A 19,522-nucleotide genomic window follows, 5' to 3' on the forward strand; every position below is an offset into this window, starting at 1 on the left:
AATATATTGAAAATAAGATACTATAATAGAAGAATGTAATTATTTCACATCCAGCCTATTAATGTGAAATGTTTCATCTAGAAAATCAAAGCCTTGTTCTTTGAAAAAATTCCATATCCATTGATTCATACCTATCATTTGTATTGGGTTGTAATGAAAGCCAAACAATTTTTGTGCTGGATTTATGTAGCCGTTTTTTTCAACATTTGTTTTCACTTTGTCTGCAAAGTCTTTTCCACTAACTGCTGAAGCGATATTGTAAAGTTCATCTATCAAATAGTTATTTTTGTCATTTATGAACGTGTTGCTGTTTTGATATTTTTCTCCATAATATCTTTCAATTTCCTCATCGCTTAATTTCTTGTACTTCTCATCAAAAACGACTGCATCTTTTTGAAGCTTTTTTCTGGAATTCAGTGTACCTTTTATATTTCCGAGGCACATAGCGAGAATGGGTATAGTAAGTTCTGGTAATTCTAAAAGTTCTTTTATTTCCTCATAACGTAGATTTGGCGTACCTAAATAAACACTGCCTATACCTTTTAAAGTACATGCACATTCAATGCTTTGAGCAACACACATTACATCTTCTAATGAGATAATAAATTCTAAAAAAGATCTGTTTCGCCCGTAAGGCGCTGCATTTATTTCGCACCATCTTTTTTGCTTGTAAAAATCCAAAAGAAATACTAAGACGGTATCAGATTTTTCGATAAAATTTTGTCCAAAAAGATCTTTAAGTTTTGATTTTCTATCTTTGTCTCTTATCTTAATTATAGTACATGGTTGAGTATTTCCTCCGCTGGCGGCATTTAAACCAACCTCAAGAATGTCGTTCAAAACTTTATCGTCTATTGGGACATCAGAAAAGTTTCTGCAACTTCTTCTATTTTTCAATAATTCGATTGCATCCATTTGGCGATCCTCCTATTATCTTTGTTAAATGGAAATTATCCTACCATACTGTACTTACCATATAGTATTATATTAACACTAAAGTCAAGTATTTTCTTTAATAAGTTTTTATAGACTAACGGTCGGTAAGAAAGATAACTATTTAAAGACTGACTTATTACATGGATTTCATGATTTGAGAAGATATTTTAAATTGACAAAGATCATAATGAAAAGTATAATTTTTGTACAAGATAAAAACACAAGTTTGTACGCAATTTGTTAGTGGTCTTTATAAAAAGGATGGATAATACATGATAATAAGTGTCAGTAGAAGGACAGACATACCTGCATTTTATAGTGATTGGTTTTACAGTAGAGTCAAAGAAGGTTATGTTTTAGTCAGAAACCCATTTAATTATCGTCAAGTAAGTAAGGTACCTTTAACACTTGACGCTGTAGATTGTTTTGTGTTTTGGAGCAAAAATCCTGCAAATATGATTGATAATCTTCAAATTATTGATAGATATCCGTACTATTTTCAGTTTACATTGAATCCTTATGATGATAAGATTGAGAAAAATGTCCCAAAGAAATCAAGAATAATCGATACATTTAAAAAATTGTCAGACAAAATAGGACCAAATAGGGTCATCTGGAGGTATGACCCCATCATCATAACCAAAGCTGTTAACGAGGAGTACCACTATAAATATTTTGAAGTATTATCATCGAAGCTTCAAGGTTACACATCAAAGTGTATCATAAGCTTTGTGGATTTTTACCCTAAAGCAAAGAAAGGCCTTGAGAAGATAGGCGCTTTTGAGATTAGCGATGAAGATAAAGTAAGGATAGGCAGGAGGCTTGGAGAAATTGCGGAGGCATATTCTCTCAAAATTGAAACGTGCGCAGAAGAAATAGATTTGTCTCAATTTGGAATAGAGCATGGAAGATGCATCGATCCCCATTTGATTGAGGAAATTTCCGGTCGCAAAATCAAAGATGGAAAAGACAAAAATCAAAGAAAAGCATGTGGTTGTGCTGCTAGTGCAGATATAGGAGCTTATAATACGTGTATGCATGGGTGCGTTTATTGCTATGCAAATTACAGTAGTAGTGTCGTCAATGGCAATATGACTTTATATGATGTCAATTCTCCATTATTGTGCAGCAGTATAACAGATGAGGACGCAATAACGGGAAAAAACAGTTAGTTATTTGACACCAAGCCTAAAATTCATTCAAAAACAGAACCCCATTTCATATTTCTGGCTTTCTTATAAATATCTCCATCGCTTTTTTTGACTGTGACTTTCTTGATGCCATCATTTGTGCACAAATCCAGTATTATGTGGCCTTTTCTTATCTGTGGGTGCCTTATGATTCTGCCTTTTATCGTTTTGCAAGGCTTTTTTGACACACAGATGTATGAGAATTTTTCATCTTCATACGAAAGTTGTCCGTTTTTGACTTTTCTGTGTATGCTTGTCCGTTGTATGCGGGATGAAAAGTGACACCAGTCATCATCATTTATTGGACATCCATTAGCGTGAGAACACGGGGATATTACATGGGCACCAAAGGATACTAAAATTTCCCGTGCTCTTTTTATATTAGAAAAACCGATTTTAGTTCCTGGCTCTATGATGATCAGCATGTCATTAGCGCTTTCCCAAAGCTTTTTTATTATTTCACCCTGCACATCGTCATTTAGCTCACCGATGGAATACGACGCAATTACAATATCATGTTTAGGCAGTTCAGATAAATTTTCTAAGTCAGCTTCCATCCAAATAGAATTCTTAATAGAGCTATTGTTTGAGTTTGCTGACAGCTTTTTGCCGATTTTTATCATGTTTATATTTCTCTCTAAAAGCGTTATCTTATCTAAACCATTCCATATAGAAGTTGCTGCCCATATTGCAGTACCTGGTCCAGCCCCTACATCTAAAATCGATTTTGGTTTTAAATCATCACCACATATATCTTTTACATCTTTCAAAACTGTGTAGATGGCTTCGAATGTAGCAGGCATCCTGTATGAAATGTATGCAACGGCTTCTTCGTATGTAGAAATGTATTTGTCATCAGTATTTCTGTATCGATTAGAAATGTCAGAAACTAAAGAAATCAATCTATTTACGGGTATTCTGCTTGATTCTTCTTCTATGCCATTTAAAAGCTCTGCTGGTATTTCCATCAAAAGAACAGCCCTTTCTATGCGTATTTACTCATATATTATACCATCTTAAATGAATTTATGTTATAATTCAATTCGAGAAATTTTCTACTTCCATAGATGTGTTAAAGGACTTGATGCGATGGTTAAGGAAAAGATAAAGATTTCGGTCAGAGATTTGGTTGAATTTATATTGAGGTGTGGAGATTTAAACAATGAGTTTTTAGGCAGCAGCAATTTAAGGGCATTGGAAGGGACAAAAATTCACAAGAAAATTCAAAGTTCCAAAGGCGAGAATTACAAAAAGGAAGTAACGTTAAGGTATGAAAGAGAATTTGATGAGTTTATCATTGCTATAGAGGGTCGTGCGGATGGCATCATTGTAGATGACGACAATGTGGTAATTGATGAGATAAAGACTACGAGTGCTAATTTAGATGAAATAGATGAAGGCTATAATCCTTTGCATTTAGCACAGGCAAAATGTTATGCATACATTTATTCAGTTCAAAATGGCTTGAATACCATAGGCGTTCAACTTACGTATTATCAAGTCGACAATGATGAGATTAAATATTTTAGATATACATATTCTATAGATGAGTTAAAAACTTTTTTTGATGACCTTGTTAAGAAGTATTGCAATTGGGCAAGCATGTCATACAATTGGATAAAGGAAAGAAACAGCTCTATAGAAAAAATTGATTTTCCATATAAAGATTTCCGAAAAGGGCAAAAAAAACTTATGGCATCTGTCTACAAATCGATTGAAAGTGGGAAAAAACTTTTTGTTCAAGCTCCAACAGGGATAGGGAAAACCATATCTACAATTTTCCCATCTTTGAAGGCGATGAAAAAAGGGTTAACTCCAAAGATATTTTATCTTACAGCAAAGACGATAGCCAGAACGGTGGCAGAGGAGACATTCAATACGCTGAGAGGCAAAGGGCTTAAAGTAAAGACATTGGTTTTAACTGCTAAGGAGAAAATATGCTTTAATGAAAAAAACGAATGTACGCCTGAAGCATGTGTGTATGCAAAAGGTCACTTTGATAGGATAAACGATGCTATAATGGATATATTTTTAAATGAAGACAATTTTAATCGTGCAAAAATTGAGGAATACGCCCAAAAACATATTGTATGCCCCTTTGAGCTATCACTTGATTTGTCTTTGTGGGCAGATGTCGTAATCTGTGATTACAATTATGTCTTTGATCCAAACGTTGGACTTAAAAGGTTCTTTCAAGACAAAACTGATTTTACACTTCTTGTGGATGAAGCCCACAATTTAGTGGATAGATCAAGGGAGATGTTTTCAGCGGAATTATACAAAAAAGATTTTTTGTCGTTAAAGAAGGAGATTAAAGGTAAAAGCATCAAGGTTGAAAGGGCATTGTCAAAAATCAATTCAGCGTTTCTCAAATTGAAGAAGCAGTGTAACGAAAATAGCTATCTTGTGACTAATGAGATGTTTAGCGATCTAAATGGATATTTAAGACAGTTTATAGGGGAAGCGGAGTTGTTTCTTTTAAATGAAATAAAGCCGATTGTTAAAGATGCAATCATTGATCTGTATTTTGAAGTGATTAGATACTTGAAGGTTTCTGATATGTATGATGAGTCATATACGACTTATGTTGAGAAAAAAGGCGATGATGTGAAAGTCAAATTATTTTGCTTAGATCCTTCCAAGTTGCTTAGTGAAATACTTGAAAAAGTGCGAAGTACTGTGTTTTTTTCTGCAACGCTTATTCCTATAACGTATTATATGTCTTTATTAGGTGGTAGTCGAGAGGACTATGGTGTTTGCCTTGATTCGCCATTTGATACTAAAAATAGGATGGTACTTATTGCGAATGATGTGTCTACAAAATACAAGGATAGAAAGAAAACTTTGGAAGAAATAGTTGAGTACATACATACAGCAGTATCAAAGAGAAGCGGAAATTATATTGTGTATTTTCCATCTTATGAATATTTAAACATGGCGTACGAGATTTACAAAGAGAGGGCTACTGGCTATTTACTTAAACAGGAAAGTACAATGAAAGAAGACGAGAAAGATGATTTTTTGAGAATGTTTGAAGACAGTCAAAATGATGTTTTGGCCTTTTGTGTACTGGGTGGAGTTTTTTCGGAAGGCATTGATTTAACAAAAGACCGCTTGATAGGTGTTATAATAATTGGTGTAGGCATACCGCAGATATGCCTTGAAAGGGATATTATTAGAGAGTATTTTGAAAGGAAATATGGACTGGGCTATGAATTTGCTTACCTTTATCCTGGTTTTAACAAAGTCATGCAGTCAGCAGGGCGTGTCATAAGAACTGAGGAAGATAAAGGCATAATTTTACTTATAGATGAAAGATTTTTGCAAAAAAATTACATTAGGATATTTCCTAAAGAATGGTTTCCATATACAAAGGTGAATAAATGCAATTTGGGATTTCATCTTGATAGTTTCTGGAGGAATTTTTAATGGTAGATGTATACGCTGTAAAAGTAACGAGAGATATCGAAGATGGTGAATACAGTAAATTGTTAGCTTTTGTCTCAGAAGAAAAGAGACGAAGGGTAAGCAAGATTAAAAAGCGTGAAGATGCTGTAAGGACGCTTTTGGCAAATGTAATGCTTAAGATTATATTGATTGAAAAATTTGGATTAAATAATGAGGATATTGTAATTTATAATAATGAATATGGGAAGCCTTTTTTGAAAGACAAAAACATATTTTTCAGCATATCCCATTCATGCCAATGGGTATCTGTAGCCGTTGATAGAAAAAACCTTGGCTTAGACATTGAAAAAATTAGAGATGTCAACTTGAATGTGGCTAAACGGTTTTTTTCCTGCGATGAGTTTGAAGACATGTTGAGGGCACCGGATAAAATAGACTATTTTTTTACTCTTTGGACTTTAAAGGAAAGCTATGTAAAGATGTTAGGAGTGGGGCTTCATATACCGTTAAGTTCTTTCACTATAAAGATTGGCGATGAAATTAAGCTTTTAAGCGAGAAAGATAACAAATATCATTTTAAACAGTTTTGCGTAGATGATGACTATAAAATGGCTGTATGTGCTGAAAGTGATTTGTTTTGCAATGAAGTTAACATTGTAAGCATTGATGAAATTTTAAATTTTATATAATTTATGGTATAATTTAGAAAAAAGAGAGGTGATATTATGCAAAAGTCAGTTGAGCTTACGTATGGATCTAAGACATTGAGAGGTATGATGCACATTCCTGATAGTGCAAGCGGAAAAGTACCAATGGTAGCTATATTTCACGGCTTTACTGGCAACAAAGTAGAGTCCCATTTCATATTTGTAAAATTGTCGAGAGAGCTGGAAAAGGTAGGCATTGGCAGCGTCAGATTTGATTTTTATGGTTCTGGAGAAAGTGACGGAGATTTTATGGATATGACATTCAGCGGTGAAGTAGAAGATGCAAGGCATATCTTAGAATTTGTCAAAAATCACCCGGCTACAGATGTTGATAATATAGGAATATTAGGACTTAGCATGGGTGGTGCGATAGCTGCGATTATTGCAAATGAGCGCAAAGACATCGTCAAGTCATTAGTGTTATGGGCCCCTGCTTTCAACATGAGAGATATAATTATACTCCAATCTCAAAGCGAAGCCGGAAATTTGCTTAGCCAACATGGATTTGTGGACATAGGAGGTCTTGCCTTAGGGAAGGGATTCGTATCCGATATAATTGACATCGATATTTTCCAATCTGCAAGAGGATATGACAAAGATGTACTTATAATTCATGGGACTAAAGATGAAGCTGTTCCATACACCGTATCTGAGGAAATTTTAAAGACGGTTTACAAAGAAAAAGGTCATAGAGTATCAATAGATGGTTCAGACCATACGTTTAATAGGCTTGATTGGGAGAAAAGAGCCATAGATGAGTCTGTAGCTTTTTTAAAAGAGAAATTAAGCTAAAAGGGCCAGTTATTGGCCCTTTAAAATTATACTTCCGCTACAAGTTTTACAATATTCAATATTACCTCCACAGCTTTTTCGATAGCAAAAGCAGGTATGTATTCGTATCTGCCATGGAAATTGTGACCGCCAGTGAAGATATTGGGAGTAGGAAGGCACATGTATGAAAGCCTTGCACCGTCTGTTCCTCCTCTTATTGGGGAAATATTAGGCTTAACATCAGATAGTTCCATGGCCTTTACTGCAATATCGACTACCCTCATATCTTTTTCTATTATTTCTCTCATGTTGTAGTATTGATCTTTTAAATCTATTTCAACAGTATTTTCGCCGTATTTTTCATTTAAGTTGTTGATCAAATTTATCAGATAATTTTTTCGGTTTTCAAAGTTTTCTTTGTCGAAATCCCTTATTATGTATTGCATGTGGCTTTCTTCTACGTTTCCATCAAAATTGGTCAGATGATAGAAGCCTTCATATCCTTCCGTATTAGCAGGTGTTTCCTCAAGTGGAAGCATGGAAGCAAGTTCTACCCCAATCAATACTGAATTTTTCATCTTACCCTTTGCCATACCTGGATGGACGTTTCTACCGTGTATTGTTATTTTGGCTGAAGCAGCGTTAAAATTCTCGTACTCTAACTGTCCAATGCTTTCACCATCGATTGTATATGCAAAATCTGCTCCAAATTTTTCTACATTGAATTTATCAGCACCTCTTCCAATTTCCTCGTCTGGCGTAAAGCATATTTTTATCGTGCCATGTTTTATTTCAGGGTGCGAAATAAGATATTCACAAGCTGTGATGATCTCTGCAATGCCTGCTTTGTCATCAGCGCCTAATAGAGTCGTCCCATCTGTTGTAATCAAAGTTTTTCCTATGTACTGCTTTAATTCAGGGAAATCATTTGGCGACAAAACTACATTAAGATCTCTATTTAGGACTATATCATTTCCATCATAGCTTTCTATAATCTGAGGATTTACATTTTTTCCTGACATATCAGGACTTGTATCCATGTGTGCTATAAATCCCACAACAGGCACATTTTTATCAATGTTTGATGGTATCACGCCCATTACATAGCCATTTTCATCAACAGAAACGTCTTCAAGCCCTATGAATTTCAATTCGTCAGATAAGACTTTTGCAAAAACCATCTGGCCTTCCGTGCTTGGACATTTCGAAGAGTTTTCATCAGATGTCGTTTCATATTTTACGTACCTTAAAAACCGTTCAACTGCAGTTTCCAATATTACCCCTTCTTTCACAAAATATTCTACAATTTAATTTTATCACTTATAAAAAAATTTTAAAAGAATTAAAGCCTGGGCTGTTACCAGGCTTTAATAAAATTATACAGAAGTTAAACATCAAAACTTCTCCCAATGGATTACATCTTGCAATGATTTTTTGTTTCTTGGGGCTGGATTGTCTTGACTGTATCCTAATGGAATGATAGAAATCATCCTTAGATTAGAAGGAACGTTTAGCCGCTCATTAATGTCATTTTCGTAACTGCGGTCATATCCAGCGACCCAGCATGAAGAAATGCCGTGTGCCTTTGCTGCTAACATTATGTTTTCTGTTGCAGCTGCTCCGTCTTCCAGATGATGTCTATTGTCTTTCTCGCAGTATACTACGACACATGCTGCCGCATCTTTTATAAATTTACCGTATGTAGCCTTCTCTGATATAAACTTTAGAGTCTCTTTATCAGTGACAACCACAAAATGCCATGGTTGAGCGTTGTTTCCTGACGGAGCCAATCTTCCGCAATCGATTATGTCCTCTAAAATATTTTTTGGTATTGGCTTATCTTCAAAAGTTCTGACAGCTCTTCTTTGTTTTAATACTTCTATTGCATCCATTTAAAACACCTCCATCTATATTATAACCACAATAAATTTGATTTCAAAATTTATAAAATATTTATTGACGTAAAACTATCATTATGCAAAAATAATAGTAAAGATAAGGGGGAGATATGTGATGGGTAGCATTGAAGGCAGAATCGGCGGTGTATTTGCAGGATATGACATATATGCGCTGTTAGAAGATGGAAATGTTAATGGAAGAATTGGAGGTTCTGTCATTGGTGATGATATAAACATAAAGTATTCTTTGACTGATGGTACTATCAATGGCAGATTTGGGGGAGCGATTTTTGGAAAAGACATATCTGGCAATATCGGAAGTGATTTTGTAGATGCCAGGATTGGCGGTAGTATTGATGGGCATGACCTGAAACTGAAACATGAAGGGAATACAGTTTATGGCAGATGCGGAGGCATTGTTGATGGATTTGACGTTCTCATAAATTTTCGAGGGTCTACCGCAACAGGTAGATTAGGCGGCACATTCGATGGTTTTGACGTTGAGTGCCAGTGTGTAGATATAGAGCCAATAGTGTCAGCTGTGATAATTGCATCAGCATATTATCTTTACAAGAAAAAACAGAATCACGGTTCTGCAGGTGTAAATACTAATTAATTGAATTCAATTAAATTTATGGGAGATGATTTTATGTCGAGGCTTAAATACATCATTGAGCTTAAAGAATACTATGGCACTGACTTAAAGAGGATAAATCACGCGTTGAAAGTGCTTAACTACGCTGACAGGATTGTTTACGGTGAGAATATTGCAGATGAAAAGATGAAAAAGGTCATATACATAAGTGCAATTTTGCACGATATTGGCATCAAAAAGGCTGAGGAGAAGTATGGCAGCTCATCTGGCAAATATCAGGAGATAGAAGGACCACCGATTGCAAGAGAAATAATGCTAAAAAATAATGAAGATGAGGATATTATAGATAGAGTTGCATACATTATAGGTGGACACCATACGGCGTCTAAAAATGATGGAATCGATTTTCAGATAATATGGGAATCAGATCTTTTAGTCAACATCGAAGAAGACGAATTGTACAAGGATAAAGAAAATGTGGCAAGTATTATTGAGAAAAATTTTAAGACACAGACAGGCAAGATGATTGCAAACGATATGTTTCTAAGCTAAAGCTTGATAATATGTATCATATGGTATAAAATATGAGATGTAAAAAAAGATTGGAGGTTTACATATGACAAATGTATTAAACTTTGATTATTCAAATGCGCTAAACTTTGTCAATGAGCACGAAATATCATATCTTGAGAAGCAAGCGCTTCTATCATTAGATATGGTGCTTAACAAGACAGCTCAGGGAAGCGATTTCCTTGGATGGGTTGATTTGCCTAAAGATTATGATAAGGAAGAATTTGCTCGCATTAAAAAAGCTGCAGAGAAGATAAAATCAGATTCAGATGTACTTGTGGTTATCGGTATTGGTGGTTCATATTTAGGTGCAAGAGCAGCGATTGAGATGCTTACACACTCGTTTTACAATGTTTTACCGCAATCTGTTAGAAAAGCACCAGAGATATACTTTGCAGGAAACAGCATAAGCTCTACATATCTTCAAGATTTATTAGAAATATTAGAAGGAAAAGATGTTTCTATAAATGTAATATCGAAATCTGGCACTACTACAGAACCAGCTATAGCTTTTAGAGTTTTCAGAGATTTCCTGGAGAAAAAATACGGAAAAGAAGAAGCAAAGTCAAGGATATATGTTACGACAGACAGGCAAAAAGGTGCCCTTAAAAAACTGGCTGACGAAGAAGGATACGAGACTTTTGTGATTCCTGACGATGTAGGTGGAAGATACTCGGTTTTGACGGCTGTAGGTCTGCTTCCTATAGCGGCTGCAGGAATAAATATCGATGAAATGATGAAAGGTGCATACGATGCATCTATAGTCTTCAAAAAGCCGGACATCAAAGAAAATTTAAGTATGCAGTATGCTATTGTAAGAAATGCTCTTTACAGGAAAGGAAAATCAGTTGAAATTTTAGTCAACTATGAGCCAAGGCTTCACTATTTTTCAGAGTGGTGGAAACAGCTTTTTGGTGAAAGTGAAGGAAAAGATCACAAAGGAATATATCCTGCTTCAGTTGATTTTTCTACAGATTTGCACTCAATGGGACAATTCATTCAAGATGGCAGCAGGATAATGTTTGAGACTGTCATAAATGTTGAAAGACCACTTAAAGAAATAACTATAAATGAAGATAAAGATAACATTGACGGGCTTAATTTCTTGACAGGCAAGACAGTTGATTTCGTAAACAAGAAAGCTTTTGAAGGTACGGTGCTTGCTCACAATGACGGCGGAGTGCCTAACCTGATTGTGAATGTGCCTGAGATATCGGCTTACAATTTTGGATACCTTGTATACTTCTTTGAGATGGCTTGTGGCATAAGCGGTTATTTAAATGGCGTTAATCCGTTTGATCAACCAGGCGTTGAAGCGTACAAGAAAAACATGTTTGCACTTTTAGGCAAACCAGGTTATGAAAAAGAGAAAGAGGAATTGGAAAAGAGGCTAAAGAGATAGTTATGAAAGATATGCCGATTGGCATATCTTTTTTTGTCAGAATGATTTCATGTATAATATTATATATGAGAATTGTTTTTGGATGGTGATGAAATGGAAGTTGGCATATCGACGGCTTGTTTTTATCCTGACTATCTTACAGAGGAAACGATTCCTATAATAGCTAAAATGGGCATAAAGAGTGTGGAAGTTTTTTTGGAATCTTACAGCGAATATGATGAAGATTATTGCAAAGCTATGAGGGATGATTTAGATAGATACGGCATTGAAGTTAATTCAATACATGCTATAGGCACTCAGTTTGAACCGCAGCTTTTTTCAGCAACTGAAAGGCAAAGGAACGATGCCTCAAAGATGCTTATTAAAGTCTTGAAAGCGGCAGAGATACTTAAGGCAAAGATTTACGTTTTTCACGGACCTGCTGTTAAAAAAGATACGACGCCTAATATTGATTTTGACAAGATTGCGAAATATGTAGATTATATAGCTGATACATCAGGAGAATATGGGGTTAAATTTTCTTGGGAAAATGTCTATTGGTGTTGGTTTGCATATCCAGAATTTGCTACATTCATAAGACAGTCTGTGAAAAGCAGAAATGTTTATTTTACATTGGATATAAAGCAGGCGATGAAAAGCAAGAAAGATCCATTTGGATACTTAAAATCAATGGGAGATAAACTCGTCAATGTCCATTTATGCGATTACGATGATTGCGGCAGTTTGTACCTTCCAGGCAGAGGAAGTTTTGACTTTGCAAAGCTTAATAGAGAGTTAAAAAAATTGGATTACAATGGATCTATCATAATGGAAGTCTACAGAAACAACTATAAGGATATTGATGATTTAAAAGAAGGCATTGAATACCTAAAAAGCATCTTTGAAAAATAAAGATAAGGGAAGTAAACCCTTATCTTTAGACTTTTCCTGGCACCATCTGCTTTATTCCGCTTGAATCTAAGGCGATGCCATAGCCATACGCCTGCGTAGAGAAATTCAGTTCAGCTTGTTGCAATGGTATGCCTTTGATAGTGACATTTTTAAGCTCACCTGTGCCTATACCTCTTTTAGCACATTGAAACAAGTAGTTGACGCCTTGAGGCATAAGTCCAAACATTCTGGCACCTACTGTATCTGTTGCTACAGGATCTGTTCCTGCTATTATCATGTTTGCATTGATAGGCTTTCCTTCTGATGGCCCTGTGCCTATCATCGCTTCTTGACCGCTTAATATCGTAAGATCTATAGATATTTTTTCAGCCATAGCCCTTATGAAATTGTGAAGGTCATCGTGTATGCCTAAATTTTTTTTGGGAAATCCGTGTATTTCTGCGGGAGGCCAGCTTAAAGCTATGTTTTTTATTCCAAGCGATACTGTAGCTTCTTCGTGTATTTTCATTTGAGTGAATGAAATTAGTACATCCATTTTTTCATAAAGTTCATTTACTTTTGTTGATTTTAAAAGACAGTCGTCCAGCAGCAATTCTACGTAAGGACCGTAATTTAGATCTACAAATTCTACGCCTTCTTCTGAAATGACTTTATCAAATCCATTGTCAGATAAAACTTTAGGCGTAGGATCTCCACCAGAGCCGGCGGCAATCACAATCCTGCCAGGATTTTTAGACTTTACGTATCTTATAAGGGCTCTCAATGTATCTGGTCCTACTATCGTACCGCTTTGAGGAGGCTTGCTTTTAACGAAATTTGGCGTTATTACAACGGTATTACCCGTTTCGATTAGATTTTGCAAAGGTAATAAGTTTAAAGCGGTATTTAAGTTTTGTATCTCATCAGGGCCAGATGCTATTGCTACTACTGGTTCTACAATTTTTCTGTACCTCATAAAATCACCTCATATATATGATTTGCATTTTATCAAAAATTAAAATATCTAAGCAAAAAGCCTAAGTAATTTTAACATTTCAACAAATATTTCATTGACAATTGTACCAGAGGACGGTATCATATAATTTAATAAATTAATATAGTAAACTCTTATCAAGAGCAGCGGAGGGACTGGCCCTATGAAGCTCGGCAACCGGATATCACGGTGCCAATTCCAGCAGCATATCGCTGAAAGATGGGAGCAAAAATATCTCTTCTTTTGGCGAAGAGTTTTTTTATTTTAAGGAGGGGTCGTTTTGCGAAATTCTGAAAATTTGTGCCAGAAACTTAAAAATAAGCAATTTGTCATAACCGTGGAGATATCGACGCCAAAAGGAGCTGATATTTCGAATTCTATTGAAGAAGCAAAAAAATTATATGGAATAGCAGATGCTTTAAATATAACTGATTGTCCTATGGCAAATATGAGAATGAGCCCTATTGCATTGGCACATCTTTTGCAAAATCATCTAAATATAGAAACCATATTTCACTTAACGTGTAGGGACAGAAATCTTATTGGCCTTCAAGCAGAGCTTTTGGGTGCGTATGCTCTTGGAGTCAGAAATATCCTTGCACTTACAGGAGATGATCCAAAACGAGGTGATGTGCCACAGGCAACAGGCGTGTACGACGTAGATTCTGTAGGTCTTGTGAAGATAGCAAAGTCGCTAAATGATGGCTTTGACTACAACGGAAATAAATTAGAATCATCTACAAATTTCTGCATAGGGACAACAGCAAATCCAAATGATTTAAGACCTGAATCAATAGAAAAATTAAGGACGAAAATAGAATGTGGAGCATCTTTCATACAGACTCAGCCTGTCTACGATGATGAGATTTTATACAGATTTCTTGATGCCGTAGAGCAATTTGATATTCCGGTTTTAGTAGGGGTGCTACCCCTTAAAAGCTATAAGATGGCTGTTAACTTGAACGAAAAGGTGCCTGGCATCGAGATACCTGAGAAAATAATAGACAGGTTGAAAAACGGTGAAAAAGGTGAAGGGACAAAAATTGCAATAGAATTTATAAACAAGATAAAAGATAAAGTGGGTGGTGTTCATATCATGCCACTTGGCAAGACAGATATAGTTGTTGACATTGTAAATGGCGTAAAGAACATGAGATAAAATGATATAGAAGAAGTATTGTAGTCATCATAAGGAGATGTTGCAATTGGATATTTTTAAGAATTTAAAGAATAGCATAATCGTCTTTGACGGAGCAATGGGCACTATGCTTCAGAAAAAAGGACTTAAATCAGGAGAATGCCCTGAATATTACAATCTCTTACATCCGGATATTGTGTACGAAATCCACAAGTCGTATATTGATGCAGGGGCAGATGTTATTGAGACAAATACATTTGGCGCCAATAGGATAAAATTAAAATCTTACAATCTTTCAGATAAATTGCCTGAAATAGTCAAAAGCGCAGTACAGATAGCCAGAAAAGCTGCTGGTGATAAAGCTGTTGCTCTTTCTATAGGGCCTATTGGCGAATTGATGGAACCTTTTGGCAAGCTGACATTTGACGAGGCTTATAGTGCCTTTGCAGAGGTTGCTGTAGAAGGGGAAAAAGCCGGTGCTGATTTGGCACTTATTGAGACTATGTCAGATATATTAGAAGCGAAGGCGGCTATTCTTGCTGTAAAGGAGAATACTAATTTAAAGGTAATTTGTACCATGACGTTTCAAGAAGATGGAAGGACGCTTATGGGGACAGACCCTGTTACAGCAGTAGTAAGTCTTCAAGGGCTTGGCCTTGATGCCATAGGTGTCAATTGCTCTACGGGACCTGACATGATGGCAGACATAGTGAAGAAGATGGCTGAAGTTTCAAGGATACCAATTTTGGCGCAGCCAAATGCAGGAATGCCTCATTTAGAGGATGGATTGACTCTTTACGACATTACGAAAGAGAAATTTGCCGTCGAGACAAAAAAGCTTTTAGAATGCGGGGCATCTATTGTTGGTGGTTGTTGTGGGACGACTCCAGAATTTATTAAGCTTTTGAAAGCTGAGATACATGATACAGAGAAAAAAACTGCCGTGAAAGAATACACAGCAGTTTCATCAAATACAAAGACTGTTTTCATAGGCAGCGATTATCCTGTGTGTGTAATCGGCGAAAGGATAAATCCTACAGGAAAGAAGAAATTGAGTGCAGCTATCAAAGAAGGCAATTATAATCTGATCTACGACGAAGCTGTATCGCAGGAAAAGCTTGGGGCAAGCGTACTTGACGTGAATATTGGTGTGCCTGGCATAAATGAAGAGGAATTGATGCCTAGAATCGTTTCGCAGGTACAGAACATCGTCAATGTGCCATTGCAGATAGATAGTAGCAATGTAAAGGCAATTGAAAAAGCAGTAAGGATAGTAAGAGGTAAGCCTATTATAAATTCTGTTAGTGCAAAAGAGAAAAGTTTACAAGAAATATTGCCTATTGTCAAAAAATACGGCACAAGTGTTATAGGACTTACAATAAGTGATGACGGTCTTCCTAAAAATGCAGATGAAAGGCTTAGAAACGCTGAAAAGATTGTAAAAGCTGCTTTAGAGTATGGAATACCAAAAGAAGATATAATAATTGACTGTATCGCACTTACAGTGTCATCTGAGCAGACAGCAGCAATGGAAACATTAAAAGCCATCAATCTTGTTAAGTCTAAGCTTGGAGTAAGTACGGTCATAGGACTTAGCAACGTATCTTATGGATTGCCTGAGCGGCAACTTATAAATACTGCATTTCTTGCGATGGCGATATCATACGGCTTAGATGCTGTTATAGTCAATCCAAATGATAAGATAACAATGGATATATTGAACGCTTCGATGGTCTTATCATCAAGGGATAAAAGATGCGAAAGATACATAAATACATATAAGAAAGATGATGGGATAAATAAGACGCAAGTATTATCTGTAGGGAAAAAAACAGATAGTAATGCAAGCGAGATGCTTTACAGAAATATATTAGATGGCAAAAAGGCTGATATAGATAGATTAGTGATGGAAATACTTAATGAAGGATTAGAACCATTAAGCATAGTAGATAATACGATAATACCTGCGCTTAAAGATGTAGGAGATAAGTATGACAAAGGGATATATTTTCTTCCACAGCTTTTAAATTCTGCTGAAGTTGTGGAAAGCGCTTTTAAGGTTTTAAAGGAAAAAATGCCTAAAGGGATGGGCTCTAAAGGGAAAATAATACTGGCAACAGTTGAAGGCGATATACACGATATAGGGAAAAATATAGTAAAAGTGCTGCTTGAAAATTATGGCTATGAAGTCATAGATCTTGGTAGAGATGTCAAACCATCTATAATTGTAGATGAAGTAAAGAGGACAAATGCAAAACTGGTAGGGCTTAGCGCCCTGATGACAACTACGCTAAATAATATGGAAAAGACCATTAAAATATTAAGAGAAAAATATGATATAAAAATAATGGTAGGCGGTGCCGTACTTACAAAAGATTATGCTATGAAAATCGGAGCTGATTACTACGGCGCAAACGCACAAGAAGCTGTAAGGATAGCAGATAAGGTGTTTAGTGAAACAAATTAAAGCCGGAATGACCGGCTTTTAAAATATCTTTTTGCTTCTTAGGTGTTCTTGCACCAGATCCAAAGTCTCTCCAAATCTCTGGAAGTGTACAATTTCTCTTTCTCTTAAAAATCTTAATGTATCTTTTACACAAGGATCGTCAGTTAGATTTATAAGGTGTTCGTACGTTGCTCTCGCCTTTTCTTCTGCTGCCATGTCTTCATGAAGATCCGCGATTACGTCGCCTTTGGCCTGGATATATGCAGCGGTCCATAGCATACCTGTCGTATCGCTATAGAAAAGAGCTCTATCGTGCTCTGTGTACTGTTCTCCGAGGCCTTCTCTCCTTAGCTCTTCTACTGGTACGCCTTTTAACAGTTTAAAGACCAATGTGGCAATTATTTCCAAGTGGCCAAATTCTTCTGTGGATATGTCTGTCAATGTTCCCTTTGCTTGTCCTGTAGGCATTGTGTATCTTTGAGTTTGGTATCTCAATGCCGCAGCTAATTCGCCATCTGGTCCACCATACTGTGCAATTAAGAATTTAGCCATCTTAACATCTGGTTTACACACATTGGCAGGATATTCTAACTTCTTTTCATACACCCACATAGTATCACCTCTTTAATATTGAATTTCCCATGGCCATGGGTCATCTACCCATTTAAACCTGTTGCATTGTGAAGGTGTTTCACCAAAAGACATCAACGGACCATAAAGCTGCTCATATTGTGCCTTTAGAGATCTTGACTGTTGGCTATAGTAATTGTAGTCTCTTAATGCTTTTTGGTCATCAGGATGTGTGTCAAGGTAGAGATTTAAGTCAATACAAGCAAAATCCAATTCCATTATTTTTTTGATGAGAGCTACTTGATTTGCGTCCATTGTCAGTACCCCCTCGCTTTTTCTTCCATGTACGGCTTATCCAATTCTGGAAAAATCGTCCCACGCTTTAAACCTTGTTCAGGAGGATATGATGATACATACCTTTGCATGGGTATATATGCTTCGGCTAAGCCTTTTTGTCCCGCGTCATAACTTTGTATATAAAACCCATTATACTCATACATATATAAAACCCCCATTTAATGTTTTCAATATATAATATTCATAAATATATATTTGTGTGATAAAATGCGGATGCAGGTTGTTTTGACGTATTTTGCTTTGTATGGTATATATATTGTATATAAATAGGTTAGGGGTAATGCGATATGAAGAAAAACGAAGAAATAATAATTAATATAGATGATATGAATTTAGAAGGTTACGGGTTATCATATTTAGATGACCGTATTATTAAAGTGAGAGGTGCCATTAAAGGACAAAATGTAAAGGTGAAAATAAAAAGAATAAAAGGTAAGGAAATTGAGGCAGACGTTGTAGATATACTTGAGAGATCACCGTTGGAACATGGTAATGTATGTAATCATTTTGGCAAATGTGGCGGTTGTGCATATTTAAATATAAATTACGAAGATCAATTAAGGTTAAAAGAAGATTATGTAAAAAAGCTTCTTGATGAAGCAGATGTAAAAGATTTTGAATTTTTAGGGATTGTAGGGAGCCCTGATATTTTTTCGTACAGAAACAAAATGGAATACACATTTGGAATAGATGACAATGGTGAGATGCAGTTGGGGCTTCACGTAAAAGGTAGATTTTACGATATTATAACGACGGATGACTGCAGGATTGTAGACAGCGATTTTATTGCATGTTTAAAAAATGTTTTAAATTATACAAGACAGCAAGGTTTACCACATTATAATATAAAGACACACGAAGGTTATATGAGAAACTTAGTCATTAGAAAAGCAACAAATACAGGCGAAATCCTCTTAAATATTATAACAACATCCAAGATAGAACACGATTTTAGTAAACTAATAGATGAACTTAGAAGTATAAAATTAAATGGTAAACTTGTAGGCATATTGCACACTGTAAATGATAGCTATTCTGATGCAGTTAAGTGCGAAAAACTTACAGTTTTGTACGGCAGAGACTATATAATGGAAGAAATACTTGGTCTTAAATTTAAGATAAGCGCATTTTCATTTTTTCAGACTAATTCAAAAGGTGCAGAGAAGCTCTACAGCATAGCAAGGGAATTCGCAGGTGAAATATCCAATAAAGTTTTATTTGACTTGTATTGCGGCACTGGGACTATAGGGATGATAATGGCTCCATTAGCTAAAAAAGTAGTAGGCATAGAACTTGTCGAAGAAGCTGTCGATGCTGCACGTGAAAATGCGCGATTAAATGGGCTTAGTAATATACAGTTTATAGCAGGCGATGTCGCACAAAAGATAAGGGAAATAAACGAAAAGCCAGATGTGGTTGTGCTAGATCCTCCAAGACCAGGAGTAAACCCAAAGGCTATAATGGACATCATAAAGTTGAACCCAGAAAAAATAATCTACGTATCTTGCAATCCTGTGTCCCTGGCGAGAGATTTAAAGATGCTTACTGAAAGACAGTACAAAGTGGAAAAAGTAAAATGCGTTGACATGTTTCCTCACACACATCATGTGGAGACGGTGGCGCTGTTGACAAATGTAAAAAACAAATAAGCACCTAAAAAATGATTTAAA

At 35.8% G+C, this 19,522-nt stretch carries 19 protein-coding genes and 1 riboswitch; of the genes, 11 read left to right on the forward strand and 8 right to left on the reverse strand.

The window, feature by feature from the left end; translation table 11 throughout:
- Window positions 1-39 precede the first annotated feature (39 nt).
- Window positions 40-915 (reverse strand): nitroreductase family protein, encoded by an 876-nt coding sequence (locus ACZ42G_RS03825; protein WP_464851493.1) that lies wholly within the window; start codon window positions 913-915, stop codon window positions 40-42.
- Between the two features lie 293 nt (window positions 916-1,208).
- Between ACZ42G_RS03825 and ACZ42G_RS03830 the strand changes: the two genes are divergently transcribed.
- Window positions 1,209-2,108 (forward strand): DUF1848 domain-containing protein, encoded by a 900-nt coding sequence (locus tag ACZ42G_RS03830; protein ID WP_464851495.1) that lies wholly within the window; start codon window positions 1,209-1,211, stop codon window positions 2,106-2,108.
- A 23-nt stretch (window positions 2,109-2,131) separates the two neighbouring features.
- Here the strand turns inward: ACZ42G_RS03830 and ACZ42G_RS03835 are convergent, their stop codons facing one another.
- Complete coding sequence (locus ACZ42G_RS03835; protein ID WP_464852105.1) at window positions 2,132-3,094, reverse strand: small ribosomal subunit Rsm22 family protein; 963 nt, start codon at window positions 3,092-3,094, stop codon at window positions 2,132-2,134.
- A 52-nt stretch (window positions 3,095-3,146) separates the two neighbouring features.
- Between ACZ42G_RS03835 and ACZ42G_RS03840 the strand changes: the two genes are divergently transcribed.
- Genes ACZ42G_RS03840 through ACZ42G_RS03850 form a run of 3 tightly spaced genes read left to right on the forward strand, consistent with a single transcriptional unit; the run spans window position 3,147 to window position 7,033 of the window.
- Window positions 3,147-5,555 (forward strand): helicase C-terminal domain-containing protein, encoded by a 2,409-nt coding sequence (locus ACZ42G_RS03840; protein ID WP_464851496.1) that lies wholly within the window; start codon window positions 3,147-3,149, stop codon window positions 5,553-5,555.
- Complete coding sequence (locus tag ACZ42G_RS03845; RefSeq protein WP_464851498.1) at window positions 5,555-6,223, forward strand: 4'-phosphopantetheinyl transferase family protein; 669 nt, start codon at window positions 5,555-5,557, stop codon at window positions 6,221-6,223. Before ACZ42G_RS03840 ends, ACZ42G_RS03845 begins: the two co-directional genes overlap by 1 nt.
- Before the next feature lie 36 nt (window positions 6,224-6,259).
- Window positions 6,260-7,033, forward strand: coding sequence for an alpha/beta hydrolase (locus ACZ42G_RS03850; protein ID WP_085112876.1), 774 nt, complete (start codon window positions 6,260-6,262; stop codon window positions 7,031-7,033).
- A gap of 26 nt (window positions 7,034-7,059) precedes the next feature.
- Here the strand turns inward: ACZ42G_RS03850 and pepT are convergent, their stop codons facing one another.
- Both pepT and ACZ42G_RS03860 read right to left on the reverse strand, forming a co-directional pair.
- The gene (gene pepT / locus ACZ42G_RS03855) at window positions 7,060-8,286 is read right to left on the reverse strand and encodes a peptidase T (RefSeq protein WP_464852106.1); all 1,227 of its coding nucleotides are present in this window, start codon (window positions 8,284-8,286) and stop codon (window positions 7,060-7,062) included.
- 120 nt (window positions 8,287-8,406) lie between these two features.
- The gene (locus ACZ42G_RS03860; RefSeq protein ID WP_274892442.1) at window positions 8,407-8,904 is read right to left on the reverse strand and encodes a nitroreductase family protein; all 498 of its coding nucleotides are present in this window, start codon (window positions 8,902-8,904) and stop codon (window positions 8,407-8,409) included.
- A gap of 121 nt (window positions 8,905-9,025) precedes the next feature.
- On the opposite strand from ACZ42G_RS03860, the gene ACZ42G_RS03865 reads away from it, so the two are divergent.
- From ACZ42G_RS03865 to ACZ42G_RS03880, 4 genes are all read left to right on the forward strand, one after another.
- Window positions 9,026-9,526 carry a hypothetical protein gene (locus tag ACZ42G_RS03865; protein WP_464851500.1) on the forward strand — a complete coding sequence of 167 codons (501 nt, stop codon included), beginning with the start codon at window positions 9,026-9,028 and terminating at the stop codon, window positions 9,524-9,526.
- 33 nt (window positions 9,527-9,559) lie between these two features.
- Window positions 9,560-10,057, forward strand: coding sequence for an HD domain-containing protein (locus tag ACZ42G_RS03870; RefSeq protein ID WP_464851502.1), 498 nt, complete (start codon window positions 9,560-9,562; stop codon window positions 10,055-10,057).
- 64 nt (window positions 10,058-10,121) lie between these two features.
- Window positions 10,122-11,477, forward strand: a complete 1,356-nt coding sequence (locus ACZ42G_RS03875; protein ID WP_085112871.1) for a glucose-6-phosphate isomerase — start codon at window positions 10,122-10,124, stop codon at window positions 11,475-11,477.
- A 78-nt stretch (window positions 11,478-11,555) separates the two neighbouring features.
- Entirely contained in the window at window positions 11,556-12,368 is an 813-nt protein-coding gene (locus ACZ42G_RS03880) for a sugar phosphate isomerase/epimerase family protein (RefSeq protein WP_464851504.1), read from the forward strand.
- Between the two features lie 25 nt (window positions 12,369-12,393).
- Here the strand turns inward: ACZ42G_RS03880 and ACZ42G_RS03885 are convergent, their stop codons facing one another.
- The gene (locus tag ACZ42G_RS03885; protein ID WP_464851505.1) at window positions 12,394-13,323 is read right to left on the reverse strand and encodes a DUF362 domain-containing protein; all 930 of its coding nucleotides are present in this window, start codon (window positions 13,321-13,323) and stop codon (window positions 12,394-12,396) included.
- 149 nt (window positions 13,324-13,472) lie between these two features.
- Window positions 13,473-13,567: riboswitch (SAM riboswitch) on the forward strand.
- A 54-nt stretch (window positions 13,568-13,621) separates the two neighbouring features.
- On the opposite strand from ACZ42G_RS03885, the gene ACZ42G_RS03890 reads away from it, so the two are divergent.
- Together ACZ42G_RS03890 and ACZ42G_RS03895 are read left to right on the forward strand one after the other, a co-directional pair.
- Window positions 13,622-14,500, forward strand: a complete 879-nt coding sequence (locus ACZ42G_RS03890; protein WP_464851506.1) for a methylenetetrahydrofolate reductase — start codon at window positions 13,622-13,624, stop codon at window positions 14,498-14,500.
- A 37-nt stretch (window positions 14,501-14,537) separates the two neighbouring features.
- Complete coding sequence (locus tag ACZ42G_RS03895; RefSeq protein ID WP_464851507.1) at window positions 14,538-16,946, forward strand: homocysteine S-methyltransferase family protein; 2,409 nt, start codon at window positions 14,538-14,540, stop codon at window positions 16,944-16,946.
- 18 nt (window positions 16,947-16,964) lie between these two features.
- On the opposite strand, the gene ACZ42G_RS03900 is transcribed toward ACZ42G_RS03895, so the two are convergent.
- The 3 genes from ACZ42G_RS03900 to ACZ42G_RS03910 are packed head-to-tail and all read right to left on the reverse strand — an operon-like array spanning window position 16,965 to window position 17,995.
- The gene (locus ACZ42G_RS03900) at window positions 16,965-17,537 is read right to left on the reverse strand and encodes a manganese catalase family protein (protein WP_464851508.1); all 573 of its coding nucleotides are present in this window, start codon (window positions 17,535-17,537) and stop codon (window positions 16,965-16,967) included.
- Window positions 17,538-17,549: 12 nt separating this feature from the next.
- Window positions 17,550-17,810, reverse strand: a complete 261-nt coding sequence (locus tag ACZ42G_RS03905; protein ID WP_464851509.1) for a spore coat protein CotJB — start codon at window positions 17,808-17,810, stop codon at window positions 17,550-17,552.
- A 2-nt stretch (window positions 17,811-17,812) separates the two neighbouring features.
- On the reverse strand, window positions 17,813-17,995 hold the full coding sequence (locus ACZ42G_RS03910; RefSeq protein ID WP_085112864.1) for a spore coat associated protein CotJA: 183 nt from the start codon (window positions 17,993-17,995) through the stop codon (window positions 17,813-17,815).
- A 144-nt stretch (window positions 17,996-18,139) separates the two neighbouring features.
- Between ACZ42G_RS03910 and rlmD the strand changes: the two genes are divergently transcribed.
- On the forward strand, window positions 18,140-19,501 hold the full coding sequence (gene rlmD / locus ACZ42G_RS03915; protein WP_464851510.1) for a 23S rRNA (uracil(1939)-C(5))-methyltransferase RlmD: 1,362 nt from the start codon (window positions 18,140-18,142) through the stop codon (window positions 19,499-19,501).
- Window positions 19,502-19,522: the final 21 nt, after the last annotated feature.

It is taken from the genome of Thermoanaerobacterium calidifontis (assembly GCF_055381745.1).

Excerpts from the sequence above, each read along its gene's own strand:
- ACZ42G_RS03825 (WP_464851493.1), bottom strand. The coding sequence starts at position 915 with ATGGATGCAATCGAATTATTGAAAAATAGAAGAAGTTGCAGAAACTTT.
- ACZ42G_RS03850 (WP_085112876.1), top strand. The coding sequence starts at position 6,260 with ATGCAAAAGTCAGTTGAGCTTACGTATGGATCTAAGACATTGAGAGGT.
- ACZ42G_RS03875 (WP_085112871.1), top strand. The coding sequence starts at position 10,122 with ATGACAAATGTATTAAACTTTGATTATTCAAATGCGCTAAACTTTGTC.
- ACZ42G_RS03885 (WP_464851505.1), bottom strand. The coding sequence starts at position 13,323 with ATGAGGTACAGAAAAATTGTAGAACCAGTAGTAGCAATAGCATCTGGC.
- ACZ42G_RS03830 (WP_464851495.1), top strand. The coding sequence starts at position 1,209 with ATGATAATAAGTGTCAGTAGAAGGACAGACATACCTGCATTTTATAGT.
- ACZ42G_RS03860 (WP_274892442.1), bottom strand. The coding sequence starts at position 8,904 with ATGGATGCAATAGAAGTATTAAAACAAAGAAGAGCTGTCAGAACTTTT.
- ACZ42G_RS03835 (WP_464852105.1), bottom strand. The coding sequence starts at position 3,094 with ATGGAAATACCAGCAGAGCTTTTAAATGGCATAGAAGAAGAATCAAGC.
- ACZ42G_RS03905 (WP_464851509.1), bottom strand. The coding sequence starts at position 17,810 with ATGGACGCAAATCAAGTAGCTCTCATCAAAAAAATAATGGAATTGGAT.
- ACZ42G_RS03865 (WP_464851500.1), top strand. The coding sequence starts at position 9,026 with ATGGGTAGCATTGAAGGCAGAATCGGCGGTGTATTTGCAGGATATGAC.
- ACZ42G_RS03895 (WP_464851507.1), top strand. The coding sequence starts at position 14,538 with ATGTTGCAATTGGATATTTTTAAGAATTTAAAGAATAGCATAATCGTC.
- rlmD (WP_464851510.1), top strand. The coding sequence starts at position 18,140 with ATGAAGAAAAACGAAGAAATAATAATTAATATAGATGATATGAATTTA.
- ACZ42G_RS03845 (WP_464851498.1), top strand. The coding sequence starts at position 5,555 with ATGGTAGATGTATACGCTGTAAAAGTAACGAGAGATATCGAAGATGGT.
- ACZ42G_RS03900 (WP_464851508.1), bottom strand. The coding sequence starts at position 17,537 with ATGTGGGTGTATGAAAAGAAGTTAGAATATCCTGCCAATGTGTGTAAA.
- ACZ42G_RS03840 (WP_464851496.1), top strand. The coding sequence starts at position 3,147 with ATGAATTTATGTTATAATTCAATTCGAGAAATTTTCTACTTCCATAGA.
- ACZ42G_RS03870 (WP_464851502.1), top strand. The coding sequence starts at position 9,560 with ATGTCGAGGCTTAAATACATCATTGAGCTTAAAGAATACTATGGCACT.
- ACZ42G_RS03910 (WP_085112864.1), bottom strand. The coding sequence starts at position 17,995 with ATGTATGAGTATAATGGGTTTTATATACAAAGTTATGACGCGGGACAA.